This window comes from Streptomyces sp. NPDC012637, from assembly GCF_042954805.1.
Taxonomy (GTDB): Bacteria; Actinomycetota; Actinomycetes; order Streptomycetales; family Streptomycetaceae; genus Streptomyces.
Map to the genome: position 1 here is coordinate 407,008 of NZ_JBIBDS010000008.1, position 15,026 is coordinate 422,033.

Sequence of the window (15,026 nt, forward strand, 5' to 3'; positions counted from 1 at the left end):
TGGTGAGACCTTGCAGGTCGGAGGCGCTACGAGCGCTTGGCGAAGGCGGCGCCTTCGGGGTTGCGGGCCTTGAGGACCAGGTAGGCGACGCCGAGGAGCAGGCCCCACAGCGGCGCGCAGTACAGCGAGACGCGCGCACCCTCGTCGATGCCCATCATCACGATGACCATGCCGATGAAGGCGAGGGCGAAGAGGCTGGGCCAGATGCCGCCGGGCGCCTTGAAGGAGGACTCGGGCAGCTCGCCGCGGTCGGCCTTGAGGCGGTAGCGGACGTGGCAGGCCAGGATCATGATCCAGGCCCACATGCCGGAGATGGTGGCGAAGGAGACGACGTAGTTGAACGCGTCGCCGGGCCACTGGTAGTTGATCCAGACGCCCACCATCATCAGCGCGGCCGAGAAGGTCGTGCCGATCAGCGGGGTGCCGCTCTTCGTCAGCCTGGTGAAGAACTTCGGGCCCTGGCCGTTGAGCGCGAGGTCGCGCAGCATGCGGCCGGTGGAGTACATGCCGGAGTTGCAGGACGAGAGCGCCGCCGTCAGCACGACGAAGTTGACGATGGCCGCGCCGATGCCGAGGCCCATCTTCTCGAAGGCGGCGACGAACGGCGAGACGCCCGGCTTGAACTCGGTCCACGGGACGACCGACAGGATCATGATCAGCGCGCCGACGTAGAAGACGGCGATGCGCCACGGCACGGTGTTGATGGCCTTGGGCAGGACGGTCTTCGGGTCCTTGGACTCGCCCGCGGTGACGCCGACCAGCTCGACGGCGAGGAAGGCGAACATGACCATCTGGAGGGTCATGAGGGTGGAGCCGATGCCGTTCTCCCCGGCGAAGAAGCCGCCGAGGTCCCACAGGTGGGTGATCGAGGCGGTGTCGCCGGCGTCGGAGAAGCCGATGGTGAGGATGCCGGCACAGATCAGGATCATGCCGACGATCGCGGTGACCTTGACCATCGAGAACCAGAACTCCAGCTCACCGAAGAGCTTCACGGAGATCAGGTTGGCGCCGTAGAGGATCACGGTGAAGACGAGGGCGGAGATCCACTGCGGGATGTCCCACCAGTACGTCATGTAGGTGGCCGCGGCGGTGACCTCGGTGATGCCGGTGACGACCCAGAAGAGCCAGTACGTCCAGCCGGTCACGAAGCCCGCGAAGGGGCCGATGAACTCCCGCGCGTACTCCGAGAAGGAGCCCGAGACCGGGCGGTACATGAGGAGCTCGCCGAGCGCCCGCATGATGAAGAAGATGACGATTCCCGCGATGGCGTACGCGAGGATCAGGCTCGGTCCCGCGATGGAGATGCCCTTGCCCGCGCCCAGGAAGAGCCCGGTGCCGATGGCGCCGCCGATGGCGATCATCTGGATCTGACGTGCGCCGAGTGCCCGGTGATAGCCCTCGCCGGCTGCGGTGTCCGCGGCCTCATTGCCGTCGTGCTGCTTGTCGACCTGCACTGAGGTCATGGTGGTGCGCCTTTCTCCATGCTGGTCCGCGCACCCGGCCGCTGGGCCGTTCTGTGCTGCGGATCAGGTCCTGATCCCCCCGGATGTGGATGGAGTGCCACCGGCGGTCAGCCGGTCAAAGCGCCCCCGGGGACAGGGGTGGCGTCCCCGGGTGGTCGTGAAGATTTATCACGGTGTTCACAGTGATCGGCGGGTACGCGTGTGACCCACGCCACACGAAAATCAGGACAAGAAGGACTCAAGACGGCAAGGGAGGCACTTGGATAACGTATTCGTTATCCGGATTTGAGCGTCCGCTGAGCGAACACCTGCCAGTAGGGAACTTCCCTACGGCATCAGGGTCTCGACGAGCGACTCCTGGAGCCCGCCGAGCCAGAGGTACGCCATGACCATCGGCTTGCGCGGATCGTCGTCCGGCAGCCGGTAGAGCTCCTCGCTCTCGTCGTCCTCCGTGACCTCGAGCCGGGTGCCGATGGTCAGCCGCAGGTCGTTGAGCGAGCCGAGCCAGGCGCGGGACTCGTCCGCGGTGAGCTTGAGGACGCCGCCGCCCTCGCCGGCCGCCGCCGAGGCGAGCGCGTCCAGGCTGCGCACCATCGAGAGCGCGTCGTCGCGCTTGCGGGCCCGCAGGTCGTTCTCGGTGTAGCGGCGGAAGTCCGCGGCCGCCTGCCGCAGCTCGTCGGTGTCGTCCCCGTAAGCGTCGGGGAAGAGCCGGCGGAGCGCCGGGTCGGAGGGCGGCTCGCTCGGGCCCTCGGCGAACAGCGCGGCCAGCGGGTCCTCGCCCTCGACCGGCTCGTCGCCGGGACCGATCAGCTCCATCAGCTGGACGGCGAGGGAGCGCAGGATGGAGATCTCGACCTCGTCGAGCGCGACGGCCGCGCCGCCGCCCGGGAGGGCTTCGAAGTGCCCCGCCATCAGCCGCGGTCCTGCGAGAGGGTCGCCCACAGGCCGTAGCCGTGCATCGCCTGCACGTCCCGTTCCATCTCCTCACGGGTGCCGCTGGAGACCACCGCGCGGCCCTTGTTGTGCACGTCGAGCATCAGCTTGTGCGCCTTGTCCTTGGAGTAACCGAAGTACGCCTGGAAGACGTAGGTGACATAGCTCATCAGGTTGACCGGGTCGTTGTGGACGATGGTCACCCACGGCACGTCCGGTTCGACGACGGCAGAGACCTCCTCGGCCGATTCGGTCCGCTCGATCTCGATAGGCGCAACGCTCACTCACACCATGCTGCCACCCCGACCGGCCCGTCGCACAAACGGGTCACCCTCACGGCCAGGGTATTCGTCAGAGTGACGAATAGTGCGGTACGCTCATCGCATGAACGCTGCGGACCTTGGGCTGCCGGTGGACGTGCCGTCGACCGCGCTCTTCACCGACCAGTACGAGCTGACGATGCTCCAGGCGGCCCTCAGGGCCGGTACCGCGGACCGCAGGTCCGTGTTCGAGGTCTTCACCCGCCGGCTGCCCGAGGGGCGGCGCTACGGCGTGGTGGCGGGCATCGGCCGGGTCCTGGACGCCGTCGAGAACTTCCGCTTCGACAACGGCGTGCTCGGCTTCCTGCGCGAGCACGGCATCGTCGACGAGCCGACCCTCGAATGGCTCGCCCGCTACCGCTTCTCCGGTGACGTCTGGGGCTACCCCGAGGGCGAGGTGTACTTCCCCGGCTCGCCGCTCCTGCGGGTCGAGGGCTCCTTCGCCGAGTGCGTGCTCCTCGAGACCGTGATCCTGTCGATCCTCAACCACGACTCCGCGATCGCCGCCGCCGCCTCCCGGATGTCCTCGGCCGCGGGCGGCCGCCGGCTGATCGAGATGGGCGCCCGGCGCACCCACGAGCTGGCCGCCGTCGCCTCCGCCCGTGCCGCCTACGTGGGCGGCTTCGACTCCACCTCCGACCTGGCCGCCGGCTTCCGCTACGGCATCCCGACCGTGGGCACCTCCGCCCACGCCTTCACCCTGCTGCACGACACCGAGCGCGACGCCTTCCGGGCCCAGGTCGACTCGCTGGGCCGCGGCACCACGCTCCTGGTCGACACCTACGACGTGGCCGAGGCCGTCCGTGCCGCCGTCGAGGTGGCCGGGACGGAGCTCGGGGCCGTCCGGATCGACTCCGGCGACCTGCTGCTCGTCGCCCACCGGGTGCGGGCGCAGCTCGACGAGCTCGGCGCGACGGACACCAAGATCGTGGTCACCTCCGACCTCGACGAGTACGCCATCGCCTCGCTCGCGGCCGCGCCGGTCGACGCGTACGGCGTCGGCACCCAGCTGGTCACCGGCAGCGGCCACCCGACCTGCTCCATGGTCTACAAGCTGGTCGCCCGGGCCGCGTCCGCCGACCCGAAGGCCCCGCTGGTCCCGGTCGCCAAGAAGTCCGTGGGCGGCAAGGCCTCCGTCGGCGGCCGCAAGTGGGCCGCCCGCCGGACCGACGCCGCCGGCGTCGCCGAGGCCGAGGTGGTCGGCACCGGCCCGGTCCCGCCGGAGCTGGTCGACCGGCAGCTGCTCGTCGAGCTGGTCAAGGGCGGCGACGTGGTGGCCCGCGAGCCGCTGGAGGCCGCCAGGTCCCGGCACACCGCGGCCCTCGCCGCGCTGCCGCTGTCGGCGACCCAGCTGTCGCGCGGCGAACCGGTCCTGCCGACGGAGTACGTGTAGGGCCGGCCCGGCCCCGAACCGCCGGACAGCCCGTAACGCCCCAGAGCGCCCCCTCCCGAAGGGAGGGGGAAGTCTCTAGGCTCGAATCCGACCCAAGGCCGCCTCGCTAAGGACACCCGCCATGCACCGCGCATTGATCGTTGTGGACGTTCAGAACGACTTCTGCGAGGGCGGCAGCCTCGCGGTGGCGGGGGGTGCCGACGTCGCCGCCTCCATCACCGACCTGGTCAGCCAGGCCTCGGCCGGCTACCGGTACGTCATCGCCACCCGCGACCACCACGTCGACCCCGGCGAGCACTTCTCGGACCACCCCGACTACGTCGACTCCTGGCCGCGGCACTGCGTGGCCGGAACCGAGGGCGTCGGCTTCCACCCGAACTTCGCCCCCGCCGTCGCCAGCGGCGCGATCAGCGCGGTCTTCGACAAGGGCGCCTACGCGGCGGCCTACAGCGGCTTCGAAGGGCACGACGAGAACGGGACCCTGCTCAGCGACTGGCTGAGCTCCCGGGACGTCACCGAGGTCGACGTGGTCGGCATCGCCACCGACCACTGCGTCCGGGCCACGGCCCTGGACGCGGCCCGCGCGGGCTTCCGCACCCAGGTGCTGCTCGACCTGACCGCCGGGGTCGCGAAGGAGACCACCGACCGGGCCCTGGAGGAGCTGCGCGAGGCGGGCGTGGCGCTGACCGGCAGGCCGGTCGTCGCCTCGTAGCCCGGGCGCCGGGCGCCGGCGGGCGCCTCAGGCCGCGGGCGCCTTGGGGAGGGACCGTACCGGGTGCCAGAGCTCCTGCGCGGTGCTCCGCCACAGCAGCCCGTCCGGGTGGTGCAGCACGGCCGTGATCTCGTCCGGGGTGGGCGGCTCGGTGTTGCCGCGGAGGTAGACGGCGCGCAGGCCCAGGTTCCGCAGCCGGGTCAGGGCGCGTGCCCGGTTCGCCGCGTGCACCAGGAAGCGCACGGTGGCGCCGTCACCGGCCGGACTGGGCAGCCCTATGGCGACGACGACACTGCCTCCGGGCAGTCTGCTGAACCCTCCGTTGGGCATGCGGAACCACTCCCCCGTGGAACGACTGTCAATAAGGTCGGGCGGCCGAGGCCGTAAGACGCACCTAAACACGATCGGCCGCCGCCCGCTAGAGGGCGACGGCCGATCATGCTCTGACCTGCGAGAACGCAGGAGAATTCGGTTTTACTTCACCGAGGGGCCGACCTGGACCGTGACGGTCTGGCCGTCCTTCGGCTCCTTGACGACCTGGATCTTGGTGTTGGTGTCAGTTACCTGGACACCGGCGCGCGGGTTCTCGGCGAACCAGTACACGCCCTTCTTGTCGTCGAAGACCGGGTTGCCGGCCTGCGACGGGACCCACGCCGCCTCGTTCTTCAGGTGCAGCTGGAAGCCGTCCGTACGGGCGATGGTGAACGGCGAGTCGTAGGCCTGGACGCGGTTGCGCATCAGGCTGCCGTCACGGAACTTCAGCGGGCTCGGGTGCGAGTCGACCGGAAGGATCAGGCCCTTGCCCGGGTGCTGGGAGGTGTTGTTGTCCTTCTGGGACAGGTCCCACTTCCAGATCAGCAGACCGTTCTGGTACGGGTAGTGCTCGACCCAGCTGGCCTTGTCGCCCGTGAAGCCGAAGTTGTACGGGCCGACCTTGAGGGTCTTGTCGTACGACACGTACTGGCGGTTCTCCGCGATGTAGTACTGCTCGTACTCCTTCGTGAAGCCCTTGCCGATGCGCGAGAAGCCCTTGGCGACCCAGCCGTTGTCACCGTTCTCGGCGTTGTCCGAGAAGACGGCGGCACCGTCGGCGGTCAGCGTGATGGCGTCGGCCACGAAGCCCTTGCCGCCCGCGCCGCCGTCCGTCTGGTAGCGGAAGCGGAGGTCGAACTTCTTGCCCGCGTAGGCGTCCAGGTTGTAGACGAGCTTCTGGTGCGCGCCGGAGACGTCGGTCAGCGCCGGGGCGCCGGACGCGTCGCGCGGGAGCGGCTTGCCGTCGGCGGTGCCGTCCACGGCGGTCCAGTTGGCGCCGCCGTCCGTCGACACCTCGGTGTAGAGGTAGTCGTAGTCCAGCTCGATGTCGTACCAGCCCTGGAGCTCCAGGGAGGCCGACGACTTGCCGGTCAGGTCGACGGGACGGGTCAGGGTGTTCTTGAGGTCGTCACCCATGTTGCTCCACCACTGGGTGGCACCCTCGGCGGGGGCCACGACGTCGGTGGTGACGGCCTTCTTGGGCAGCTCGACGAGGAGCGCCTGCGGCAGCTTGGTGTTGTACTCCGAGACGCCCAGCTTGTGGGTGGTCTTGGTGCCGCGCTGCCAGTCGTTGACCTTGGCGTAGTTCAGCCAGCCGAGCTGGAGCTTGTCCCAGGCGTTCATGTCGCCCGGCATGTCGCCGATGGTGTCCTTGCCGGTGCCGAGCCAGGAACCGGAGGACATCAGGGTCCAGAAGCCGGTCGAGTTCTCGCCGCCCGCGGTGTCGTAGTGGTCCGGCAGACCGAGGTCGTGACCGTACTCGTGGGCGAAGACGCCGAGGCCGCCGTTCTCCGGCTGCATCGTGTAGTCGCCGACCCAGATGCCGGTGTTGCCGATCTGGGTGCCACCGGCCTTGTTGCCCTCGGGGCCGGTCTTGCCGGCGTCGGTGCCGTACGCGTACCAGCGGTGCGCCCACAGCGCGTCGGTGCCCTCGGCGCCGCCACCGGCCGACTCGTCCTCGCCCGCGTGGACGATCTGGAAGTGGTCGATGTAGCCGTCGGGCTCGTTGAAGTTGCCGTCGGCGTCGAAGTCGTAGCGGTCCCACTGGTCGTACTGCGCCAGGTCGGCCTTGATCTGGGCGTCGGTGCGGCCCTTGGCCTTCTGGTCGGCGGCCCAGGCGGTGACGCCGTCGCGGACGGTGTCCCAGACGTTGCCGCAGTTGTGCTGGCCGCAGTAGTTCGAGCCGTAGCGGGCCTCGTTGTACGGGACCTTGACCCAGTCGGTGACCGTGCCGTCGACCGAGTACCGGCCGGACGAGGTCTTCTCGTAGTAGGTCTTCAGGGACTCCTTCGGCTTGCCGTTCTTGTCCTTGCCGGAGCCGAAGTAGAGGTCCTGGAAGTGCTGCCGGTTGTAGTCCGCCTGCCAGGCCGTCGAGTTGTCCTTCGACCGGTCCGGCTCGGCTATCTGGTTGTGCAGCGGGCCGGGCTGGCCGCCGTACTTCGGCTTCAGCTCGTCCGTCTCGTCGTCCTTGCGGTCGACGAGGGTGGTGTTGTCCACCTGGTCGCCGAACTCGACCAGGATGGTGAAGATCTTGTCGGTCTTCTCGCGGGCGAGCTCGACGTACTTCCTGTTGTCGAGCTTGACCACCTGGGAGCCGTTGCGACGCTCGACCTTGGTCTCGCCGTTGAGCACCTGCTCGATGGCGGCCTGGCGCTGCTGCTCCTGCTGCTTGCTGAACGGACCCTCGAGGTCGTGGTCGACCGAGGTCGCGTCCACCGCGTTCGCCCGGGCCGCCGCTGCAGCGGCCGGTGCGGAGTCGTGGTCAGCGGCCCACGCGGTACCGAGGGTCGAGGCGGTGGCGGCCGTGGCGGCGAGCGCCACGACGATCGCGGACGTCCGGATCGCCCGTCGTCTGTTGTTCACTTGTTTCTGTCCTCCCCGGCGCACCTCGCGCGGCGGATCGGTGGTGGGGTGTCCGCCGAACGGGTGACGCGTCACAAGTGACGACATTCGACCGGAGTTGAAGCAGAAAAGACAGATCTTGACTTGAGCAGGCCAACTGCACTATGCGGGAGCGAGTTTCCGATAGTCGAACATGGAACTAACTTTCGTCGACCGCATATTCGCCGTGACTGTGCGCCCCTGCGCCCCCCGTGCATCGGCGGCGTGGGTTAGGTCACGCTTACTTCCGGTGCGGCCGGGCATCCACCGTCATAGAGTCGCACTCGCCACGCGCCCCGAGGGACGGTAACCGCCATGCAGCGACCGAACGCCGCACAGTACGCCTACGGTTCGGCCACCGTCGTGCTCTCGACCGTCGCCCTGCTGCTGCTCGCCGGCACCACCACGACACTGGGCATCGCGGCGATCTCCGCCGCGGGCCTGATGCTCGGGGTGCTGGTGGCGGTGACGATGCCGGTGCGCGCGCGGCACGTCAAGACCTCGGCCGCCACCCCTTCGCCCACCCTCGGGAACGAGGAGATCCGGGTGTCCGCCCCGCCCGTGGGGGCCGGGGCGGACACCCGGATCGGTTCGTAAGCGCACGTCCCTTTCGGGCGGTTGGTGACCTCCGCGGTACGGCTACTGCGGTACGGACACCACCACCGTCTTGGCCGCCTTGTCGTGAAGGCCCTGCTTGAACGGCTTGTCCACGAGGATCAGGATCAGCAGGAGCAACGGCCACAGGCAGGCGCAGCAGATCAGCGCGGGCAGCCAGAGCACGATCGCCCGGATGAGGGAGGCGTTCATCGGCGGCGTGGAGCCGTCGTTCAGCATGGCGACCCGCAGCTTCATCCACTTCTTGCCGAGCGTCTGGCCCTTGTTGGCGGTCATGACGGTGTCGTAAGCGACGTACGCCACGATCGTGATCAGCTGGAAGACCAGCTGCCCGCCGCCGTTGAGGCTGTTGACGGTGTCGTCCCAGTCGTTGCCGTCGCCGGCGCGCTCGTACACCTTGAACGGGATGCCGATGATCGCGAGCGGCACGGCGATGATCAGCCAGTCGATGACCCGGGCGGCGATGCGCTTGCCGGAGTCGGCCAGCGGCGGCATCCCTGCGAGCGGATCGCCGCCGTAGGGCCCGCCGCCGTACGGGTCACCGCCGTACGGCCCGCCGCCCCCTCCGCCGTAGGGTCCGCCGCCTCCGCCGTAGGACGGTGGCGGCGGCGGAGGCGTCCCGTACGGGTTTCCCGGCGGGGGCTGCCCGCCCGAGGGGGGCGGGGGCGGTTCACCCGAAGGCGGCGGCTGTTCCCCCGAGGGCGGGGGCTGGTCCGGCGGCCTCTTCCGGAAGGGATCGTCGTCGGGCGGCTGACCTGGGGGCGGCGGCGGCTGATCGTTGCTCATGGGGGCAGTGCACCCCGGGCTCCGGACCCCCGCAATCGATCGCCCGCCGTTCGGGGGACGGCGGGCGCGGCGTACGGACGGGCGGCCCGGGACGCCCCCTGGGTCCTGTCGTCGAACTCCCGTCGTCACCCGGAGGGCGGCCCTGCGGCGTCAGGTGCGTACTCGCGGCGTGCCGGGCGCAAGGCCTCGTACGGGACGTACTCGGTCTTGTGCCCGGTGCGGCGAGAGCGCGTGCACGGCGTCGCGGGGCGGGCGGGAGTTCGACGACAGGGCCTAGCGGGCCACGAAGGTGCCGGCCGCCTTGTCGTGCCAGCACTGGCGCCAGGGCCGGTCGAACACGCACCAGATGACGTTGAGCACTCCGATGCCGAGCAGCCCGAGCACGGCGTACAGCAGCCAGCGGCGCAGCGCGGCGCCGAAGGTCGGCGGCTCGTGCGCCTCGATGTCCCGGACCTCGATCCCGCACAGCTTCTTGCCGAGCGTGCGGCCCCAGCGGGACGTGGGCACCGCCTCGTACAGCGTGCCGAGGACGAGGAAGGCGGCGAGCACGATCCCGAACTGCACGGAGGTCGTGCCGTCGACCAGCCAGACCTGGACGGTGACGCCGGACTGCTTGGCGGCCTCGATCTTCTCGTCGATGTGCTGGAGCGCGGCCGTAACGAAGGGGTACGACACGGCGCCGACCAGCGCACCGAGCACGACCCCGTCGACCAGCCGCGCCAGCAGACGCCGCCCGAGCCCGGCCGGCTTCGCCGCGGCCTGCGCCCGCGCGGCGGACATGAACACGTCCTCGACGGGCGGCTTCCACGGCACGACGGGCTGCGGGTCCTGCGCCGCGGCGGCCGGCCGGGGCTGCGGCTGAACCGGAGCCTGGGGCTGGACCGGGGCCTGGGGCCGGGGCTGCGGCTGGGCCGGGGCGGGAGGCTGCGGGGCCCAGGAGGCCGGGGCGGGCGCCGGGTTGACGGGCATGCCGCCGAGCCGCTGGCCCGGGAGACCGGTCTGCGCGGGCGGCGCCTCCGCCGCGGGCGTGCTGCCGGCGGCCTCGGGCCACGCGGGAGCGGGGGCGGGTGCCGGAGCCGGGGAGGGAGCGGGAGCCGGAAGCGGCGCCGGTGCGGGGGCGGGGGCCGGTGTAGGGGCGGCGGCCGGAGCGGCCGGCTGCGCGGGCCGGGCGGCAGACGCGGCGGCCGGGGCCGGGGCCGCCGGTTCCGGCTGCTCGACCGCGGGAGCCGGCGCCTCACGGCGCATCGAGACCCCGCCGCTCGCGGGCCGGCTCTCGGGCTGCGGTGCGCCGGCCGCCGGCCAGGCAGCCGCCGCGCGCGGGTCCTCGGCCGAGCCCCACGACACCTTCTGGTCGCGTTCGCCGCCGAAGCCGGTCTGCCGGGAGGTGCTCGCCTGCCAGGCCGAGGCCGGCTCCTGAGGCGCGGCCGTCGGCTCGGGCCCGGGAGCGGGCGCGGACCGGAGCTGGTCCTGGTCCTGGGCCGGGGGCTGGGGGCGGGCTTCGGCGGGGGCCGGGTCCTCGTCGAAGAAGAGCGGCCCGGTCTCCTCGACGGCGGGCACGGCCGGGGCCGCCGGAGCCGACGGCACGGACGGGGCCGGGGCCGGGCTCGGGGCCAGCTGGGGCGCCACGGCGACCGGCGGTGCCGGGAGCGCCTCACCCTCCTTGGGCGCGGGGCGGCTCGTACCGGGCACCCAGGCGCCGCCGTTCCAGAAGCGGATGTACCCCGGAATCGACGGATCCGGGTAGTAGCCCGCCTGCGGTACGTCTCCGCCGCCTCCAGGAGGAGTAGCCACTGCCCCGACTCCGTTCAGTCACAACGCCTTTGGTCCGCCCGGGCCGCGCGCCGACCGCGCCGACCGCGCCGAGCCCAAGGAGGACAGTAACGAAGAACGCCGCCGCAGGGACAAGGAGCCCACCAGAAAGGCCGCCTTCGAGGGACAGCCCCGCCCTTTCGTCACGGAGGGTGATCCTCGGGCCCTGGGAAAAAATTCCTCGGAAACTTTCGGGAAGTCGCGTAATGGATGCATCCGACCCCTCTCTCCCTTGGTGAAGCCCACCGCGGGCCTGTACCGAGAGAGAGGCAGCAGCACCATGCAGAACACCGAGAACAACGTCGTCGAGCGCGAGCTCGAGCTGAAGCTCGTCCTCTCCCCCGAGCGCTCGATCCCGGTGCCGGCCCGGCTCGCCTACCGCGTGGACGACCCGTACGCCGTCCACATCACCTTCCACGTCGGCTCCGAGCACCCGGTCAACTGGACCTTCGCCCGCGAGCTGCTCGTCGAGGGCGTCTTCCGGCCCTGCGGCCACGGTGACGTCCGGATCTGGCCGACCAAGGTGGAGGGCCGCAACGTCATCCTCATGGCGCTCTCGTCCCCCGACGGCGACGCGCTCCTGGAGGCGCCGTCCGCGCAGGTGTCCGCCTGGCTGGAGCGGACCCTGCGCGCGGTCCCGCCGGGCACCGAGAGCGAGCAGCTCGGCATCGACGACGGCCTGGCCGAGCTCCTCGCCGCTACGGTCATCGCGGACGAGCTGTGGCTGAGCGACCCGTGGCCGTCGGACGAGTCCACCGAGGGCGAGATGTGAGCCCCGTACGAGACGGATCGCGAGCGTCAGAAGAGCTTGCCCGGGTTCAGCAGGCCCAGCGGGTCGAAGGCCTTCTTGATCCCGCGCTGCAGCTCCACGCCCACCGGCCCGAGCTCCCGCGCCAGCCACTCCTTCTTCAGCACGCCCACCCCGTGCTCACCGGTGATCGTGCCGCCCAGCGCGAGCCCGAGCGCCATGATCTCGTCGAAGGACTCCCGCGCCCGGCGCGACTCGTCCTCGTCGGCGTGGTCGAAGCAGACGACGGGATGGGTGTTGCCGTCGCCCGCGTGCGCGCAGACCCCGATCGTCAGCCCGTACTTCTCCGCGATGTCCGCCGTGCCCGCGAGCATCGCGGCGAGCTTCGTGCGCGGCACGCACACGTCGTCGATCATCGTCGCCGTCTTGATGGTCTCCAGGGCGGTGAGCGAGAGCCGGCGCGCCTGGAGGAGCAGTTCGGACTCGGCGGCGTCCTCGGCCGGTACGACCTCGGTCGCCCCGGCGGCCCGGCACAGCTCTCCCACCGCGGCCAGATCGGCGGCCGGGTCAGGGGTGTCGAAGGCGCACAGCAGGAGCGCCTCGGTGCTGTCGGGCAGACCCATGTGCGCGAGCCGGTTGACGGCGCGGACGGTGGTGCCGTCCATGAGCTCGAGGAGCGACGGCGTGTGGCCGCGCTCCATGATCGCGCAGACCGCCTCGCAGGCGGCCTCCGCCGAGGGGAACTCGGCGGCGAGCGCGAGCTGCGCCGGCGGCTGCGGCTTCAGCGCGAGGACGGCCCCGACAACGATGCCGAGGCTGCCCTCGGAACCGACGAAGAGCCTCGTCAGGTCGTACCCCGCGACGCCCTTCGCGGTGCGCCGGCCGGTGCGCAGCAGCCGCCCGTCGGCGAGGACGACGTCGAGACCGAGCACGTACTCGGCGGTGACCCCGTACTTGACGCAGCACAGGCCGCCGGAGGCGGTGCCGATGTTGCCGCCGATGGTGCACATCTCCCAGCTGGACGGATCCGGCGGGTAGTACAGGCCGTGTTCGGCGACGGCCCGGGACAGCACGGCGTTGACCACGCCCGGTTCGACGACGGCGATCCGGTCGACCGGGCTGATCTCCAGGATGCGGTCCATCTTGACGAGGGAGAGCACGACGCAGCCGTCGGAGGCGTTGGCGGCGCCGGACAGACCGGTGCGGGCGCCCTGCGGGACGACCGGGACGCGCAGCTCGGTCGCCGTGCGCATGACGTGCTGGACCTGTTCGACGGTGCGCGGGAGCACGACGGCCGCGGGGGTGCCGGCCGTGCAGAAGCTCGCCATGTCGCGGGAGTAGGAGGCCGTGACGTCCGGGTCGGTGAGCACGGCGTCGGCGGGGAGCCCGGCGCGGAGCCGCGCCACGAGGTCGGCCCGCCGAGGATCCTGCTGAACATCGTCCTGCTGAAGATCGTCCATGCCTCCAGCGTGGCACCCGGGGCCATCGGTGTGAACCCGCCGGAACGGGCGCTCGTGTGCTCTTCGTACAGCCGCGTACGGGCGCACAGTGAGCGCCATGAAGACCGAGAACGTGTCGAGGGCGGTCCTCGCCGGCGGGGCCGCCGCGGTGCTCGCGGCGGCGGCGCTGCTGTACGTGCCCGAGCTGGTCGGCCGGACGCCGCCGCCCGCACCGGGTCCCGCCGAGCGGGCCGCGGAGGCGGCGAACGCGGGCGCGCAGGCGGCGCTGCCCGATCTGGTCGCGCTGATCGGCGACCGGGAGAAGTGGCTTCGGGCCCATCCCGGTGACGAGGCGTCATGGGCGGTGCTCGGCGCGGCCTACACGGAGCGTGGTCTGCGGCGCGCCGACCCCGCGGACCTGCCGCGCGCGGAGGCGGCCCTCAAGCGCTCCCTCGCGGTGCGGCCGGCCGGCCGCGGGAACCTGGACGCCCAGCTGGGCATGGCGGCGCTCGCGAACGCCCGCGGCGACTGGAAGTCGGCCAGGGAGTGGGGCGAGCGGGTGCGCAAGGCGGACCCGAAGCGCTGGCCGGTGTATCCGGTGCTGATCGACGCGTACAACGGCCTCGGCGACTACAAGGCGGCGGGGAAGGCGACGGAGAAGCTGACCGAGCTGCACTCGGGCGCGGCGGTCAGCGCGCGTTCGGCGCAGCTGTACCGCAACCGCGGCTGGCGCGAGGACGCGGGCGCGGCGGCCACGGACGCGGTGGCGCTGGCCGCGACGGACGCGGAGAAGGCGGCGGCGCTCGCCCGGCTCGGCGACCTCGCGTGGGAGCGGGGCGAACCGGCGGAGGCGCTGGCGCAGTACGGGGCGGCGCTCGGGCTCGAACCCCGGCACGGCCCGTCACTCGCGGGCCGGGCGCGGGCTCTCGCGGCGCTCGGCCGGACGCGGGAGGCGGTGCGCGACTGGCGGTCCGCGCTGGAGCTGCTGCCGCTGCCGGAGTACTTCCTGGAGGCGGGCGAGCTGCACGAGGCGCTGGACCGGGACGAGGAGGCGCAGGCCCTGTACGAGCGGCTGCGGACCGGCGCCTGGCCGGGCGCGGAGGTGGTGCTCGGGCTGCTCGAAGCGGACCACGGCGACCCGGCGGCGGCGGTGCGGCGGCTGCGCGCCGAGTGGGCGCGGGGGCACCGGTCGGTGCAGGTCGCGGACGCGCTCGGCTGGGCCCTCTTCCGGTCGGGCGAGCCGAAGGAGGCCCTGGAGTTCGCGAAGCGGGCCACCGACGAGGGGCTGCGCAGCGCGCTCTTCGCGTACCACCGCGGTGAGATCGAGCGGGCCCTGGAGGACTACGGCCCCGCCCGCCGCCACCTCGCGGAGGCGGTGCGGACCAACCCGTCCTTCTCCCCGCTGTTCGCGCCGCGCGCGAAGCAGGCCGTCAAGGCGCTCGGCGACCCGCCGGACGAACTGCCGAGGGACGTGCGGGCGGATGACGTACGGCCGGGGGACGCGCGGGCTGGGGACGCGGTGAAGCCGGAGGGTGCGGTGAAACCGGAGGGTGCGGTGAAACCGGAGGGTGCGGTGAAGCCCAACGTGCCGGAGGCCGGCGGAGGTGGTGGCGCGGGGGCCGTTCCGGGAACCGCGTCCGGGACTGCATGATCTACGGCGCGGTCTGGTCCGGAAGACGTGCGAGCGCGGACTCCGCGCCACAAATCACGCGTCACGTCCCGAACGCGGTTCCCTCCACGTCCCCCGCTCCTGTCCGTCGTGCGTCCGACGGCCCCCGGGCGAGCCCCCCGTAACCCGCCCGGGGTGTCACCGGGGATGCCCCGGGCGCGGTCGGCGTGCGCCGGGGCGTGGCAGGGGCCCGGCCCCGGGGTGTCGCCCCGGGGCCGGGCCCCTC

At 71.7% G+C, this 15,026-nt stretch carries 13 protein-coding genes; 5 read left to right on the forward strand and 8 right to left on the reverse strand.

Translation table 11 applies throughout. The features are described 5' to 3' along the window. Positions 1 to 26 precede the first annotated feature (26 nt). The 3 genes from ACFY8W_RS30290 to clpS all read right to left on the reverse strand — a co-directional run bounded on the left by ACFY8W_RS30290 (position 27) and on the right by clpS (position 2,680). Positions 27 to 1,463 (reverse strand): amino acid permease, encoded by a 1,437-nt coding sequence (locus ACFY8W_RS30290; protein WP_391111961.1) that lies wholly within the window; start codon positions 1,461 to 1,463, stop codon positions 27 to 29. A 327-nt stretch (positions 1,464 to 1,790) separates the two neighbouring features. Continuing rightward, positions 1,791 to 2,375: a DUF2017 family protein gene (locus ACFY8W_RS30295; RefSeq protein WP_391111964.1), complete on the reverse strand. Its 585-nt coding sequence runs from the start codon at positions 2,373 to 2,375 to the stop codon at positions 1,791 to 1,793. Next, the gene (clpS, locus tag ACFY8W_RS30300; protein WP_128981538.1) at positions 2,375 to 2,680 is read right to left on the reverse strand and encodes an ATP-dependent Clp protease adapter ClpS; all 306 of its coding nucleotides are present in this window, start codon (positions 2,678 to 2,680) and stop codon (positions 2,375 to 2,377) included. The genes ACFY8W_RS30295 and clpS overlap by 1 nt, the downstream gene beginning before the upstream one ends. Positions 2,681 to 2,780: 100 nt before the next feature. Between clpS and ACFY8W_RS30305 the strand changes: the two genes are divergently transcribed. Further along, positions 2,781 to 4,109: a nicotinate phosphoribosyltransferase gene (locus tag ACFY8W_RS30305; protein WP_391111968.1), complete on the forward strand. Its 1,329-nt coding sequence runs from the start codon at positions 2,781 to 2,783 to the stop codon at positions 4,107 to 4,109. Between the two features lie 121 nt (positions 4,110 to 4,230). After that, positions 4,231 to 4,821 (forward strand): isochorismatase family protein, encoded by a 591-nt coding sequence (locus ACFY8W_RS30310; RefSeq protein WP_391111970.1) that lies wholly within the window; start codon positions 4,231 to 4,233, stop codon positions 4,819 to 4,821. Between the two features lie 27 nt (positions 4,822 to 4,848). Here ACFY8W_RS30310 and ACFY8W_RS30315 read toward each other — a convergent pair whose 3' ends face one another. Together ACFY8W_RS30315 and ACFY8W_RS30320 are read right to left on the reverse strand one after the other, a co-directional pair. Then, positions 4,849 to 5,151: a hypothetical protein gene (locus ACFY8W_RS30315; RefSeq protein ID WP_384409004.1), complete on the reverse strand. Its 303-nt coding sequence runs from the start codon at positions 5,149 to 5,151 to the stop codon at positions 4,849 to 4,851. Between the two features lie 144 nt (positions 5,152 to 5,295). Then, positions 5,296 to 7,716, reverse strand: coding sequence for an immune inhibitor A domain-containing protein (locus tag ACFY8W_RS30320; RefSeq protein ID WP_391111974.1), 2,421 nt, complete (start codon positions 7,714 to 7,716; stop codon positions 5,296 to 5,298). A 333-nt stretch (positions 7,717 to 8,049) separates the two neighbouring features. Here ACFY8W_RS30320 and ACFY8W_RS30325 point away from each other — a divergent pair, with 333 nt between their 5' ends. Continuing rightward, the gene (locus ACFY8W_RS30325) at positions 8,050 to 8,331 is read left to right on the forward strand and encodes a hypothetical protein (RefSeq protein ID WP_391111977.1); all 282 of its coding nucleotides are present in this window, start codon (positions 8,050 to 8,052) and stop codon (positions 8,329 to 8,331) included. 42 nt (positions 8,332 to 8,373) lie between these two features. On the opposite strand, the gene ACFY8W_RS30330 is transcribed toward ACFY8W_RS30325, so the two are convergent. Both ACFY8W_RS30330 and ACFY8W_RS30335 read right to left on the reverse strand, forming a co-directional pair. Beyond that, on the reverse strand, positions 8,374 to 9,135 hold the full coding sequence (locus ACFY8W_RS30330; protein ID WP_391111980.1) for an RDD family protein: 762 nt from the start codon (positions 9,133 to 9,135) through the stop codon (positions 8,374 to 8,376). 273 nt (positions 9,136 to 9,408) lie between these two features. Next, on the reverse strand, positions 9,409 to 10,926 hold the full coding sequence (locus tag ACFY8W_RS30335; RefSeq protein ID WP_391111983.1) for an RDD family protein: 1,518 nt from the start codon (positions 10,924 to 10,926) through the stop codon (positions 9,409 to 9,411). A 298-nt stretch (positions 10,927 to 11,224) separates the two neighbouring features. Between ACFY8W_RS30335 and ACFY8W_RS30340 the strand changes: the two genes are divergently transcribed. Beyond that, positions 11,225 to 11,716, forward strand: coding sequence for an SsgA family sporulation/cell division regulator (locus tag ACFY8W_RS30340; protein ID WP_391111986.1), 492 nt, complete (start codon positions 11,225 to 11,227; stop codon positions 11,714 to 11,716). Positions 11,717 to 11,742: 26 nt separating this feature from the next. Here the strand turns inward: ACFY8W_RS30340 and ACFY8W_RS30345 are convergent, their stop codons facing one another. Next, positions 11,743 to 13,152 (reverse strand): FAD-linked oxidase C-terminal domain-containing protein, encoded by a 1,410-nt coding sequence (locus ACFY8W_RS30345; protein WP_391111989.1) that lies wholly within the window; start codon positions 13,150 to 13,152, stop codon positions 11,743 to 11,745. 97 nt (positions 13,153 to 13,249) lie between these two features. Here ACFY8W_RS30345 and ACFY8W_RS30350 point away from each other — a divergent pair, with 97 nt between their 5' ends. Further along, on the forward strand, positions 13,250 to 14,782 hold the full coding sequence (locus tag ACFY8W_RS30350) for a hypothetical protein (RefSeq protein WP_391111991.1): 1,533 nt from the start codon (positions 13,250 to 13,252) through the stop codon (positions 14,780 to 14,782). Positions 14,783 to 15,026 lie beyond the last annotated feature (244 nt).

Coding starts and splice junctions, on each gene's coding strand:
- ACFY8W_RS30305 (WP_391111968.1), top strand. CDS start 2,781: ATGAACGCTGCGGACCTTGGGCTGCCGGTGGACGTGCCGTCGACCGCG.
- ACFY8W_RS30350 (WP_391111991.1), top strand. CDS start 13,250: ATGAAGACCGAGAACGTGTCGAGGGCGGTCCTCGCCGGCGGGGCCGCC.
- ACFY8W_RS30290 (WP_391111961.1), bottom strand. CDS start 1,463: ATGACCTCAGTGCAGGTCGACAAGCAGCACGACGGCAATGAGGCCGCG.
- ACFY8W_RS30340 (WP_391111986.1), top strand. CDS start 11,225: ATGCAGAACACCGAGAACAACGTCGTCGAGCGCGAGCTCGAGCTGAAG.
- ACFY8W_RS30330 (WP_391111980.1), bottom strand. CDS start 9,135: ATGAGCAACGATCAGCCGCCGCCGCCCCCAGGTCAGCCGCCCGACGAC.
- ACFY8W_RS30295 (WP_391111964.1), bottom strand. CDS start 2,375: ATGGCGGGGCACTTCGAAGCCCTCCCGGGCGGCGGCGCGGCCGTCGCG.
- ACFY8W_RS30345 (WP_391111989.1), bottom strand. CDS start 13,152: ATGGACGATCTTCAGCAGGACGATGTTCAGCAGGATCCTCGGCGGGCC.
- ACFY8W_RS30325 (WP_391111977.1), top strand. CDS start 8,050: ATGCAGCGACCGAACGCCGCACAGTACGCCTACGGTTCGGCCACCGTC.
- ACFY8W_RS30310 (WP_391111970.1), top strand. CDS start 4,231: ATGCACCGCGCATTGATCGTTGTGGACGTTCAGAACGACTTCTGCGAG.
- ACFY8W_RS30315 (WP_384409004.1), bottom strand. CDS start 5,151: ATGCCCAACGGAGGGTTCAGCAGACTGCCCGGAGGCAGTGTCGTCGTC.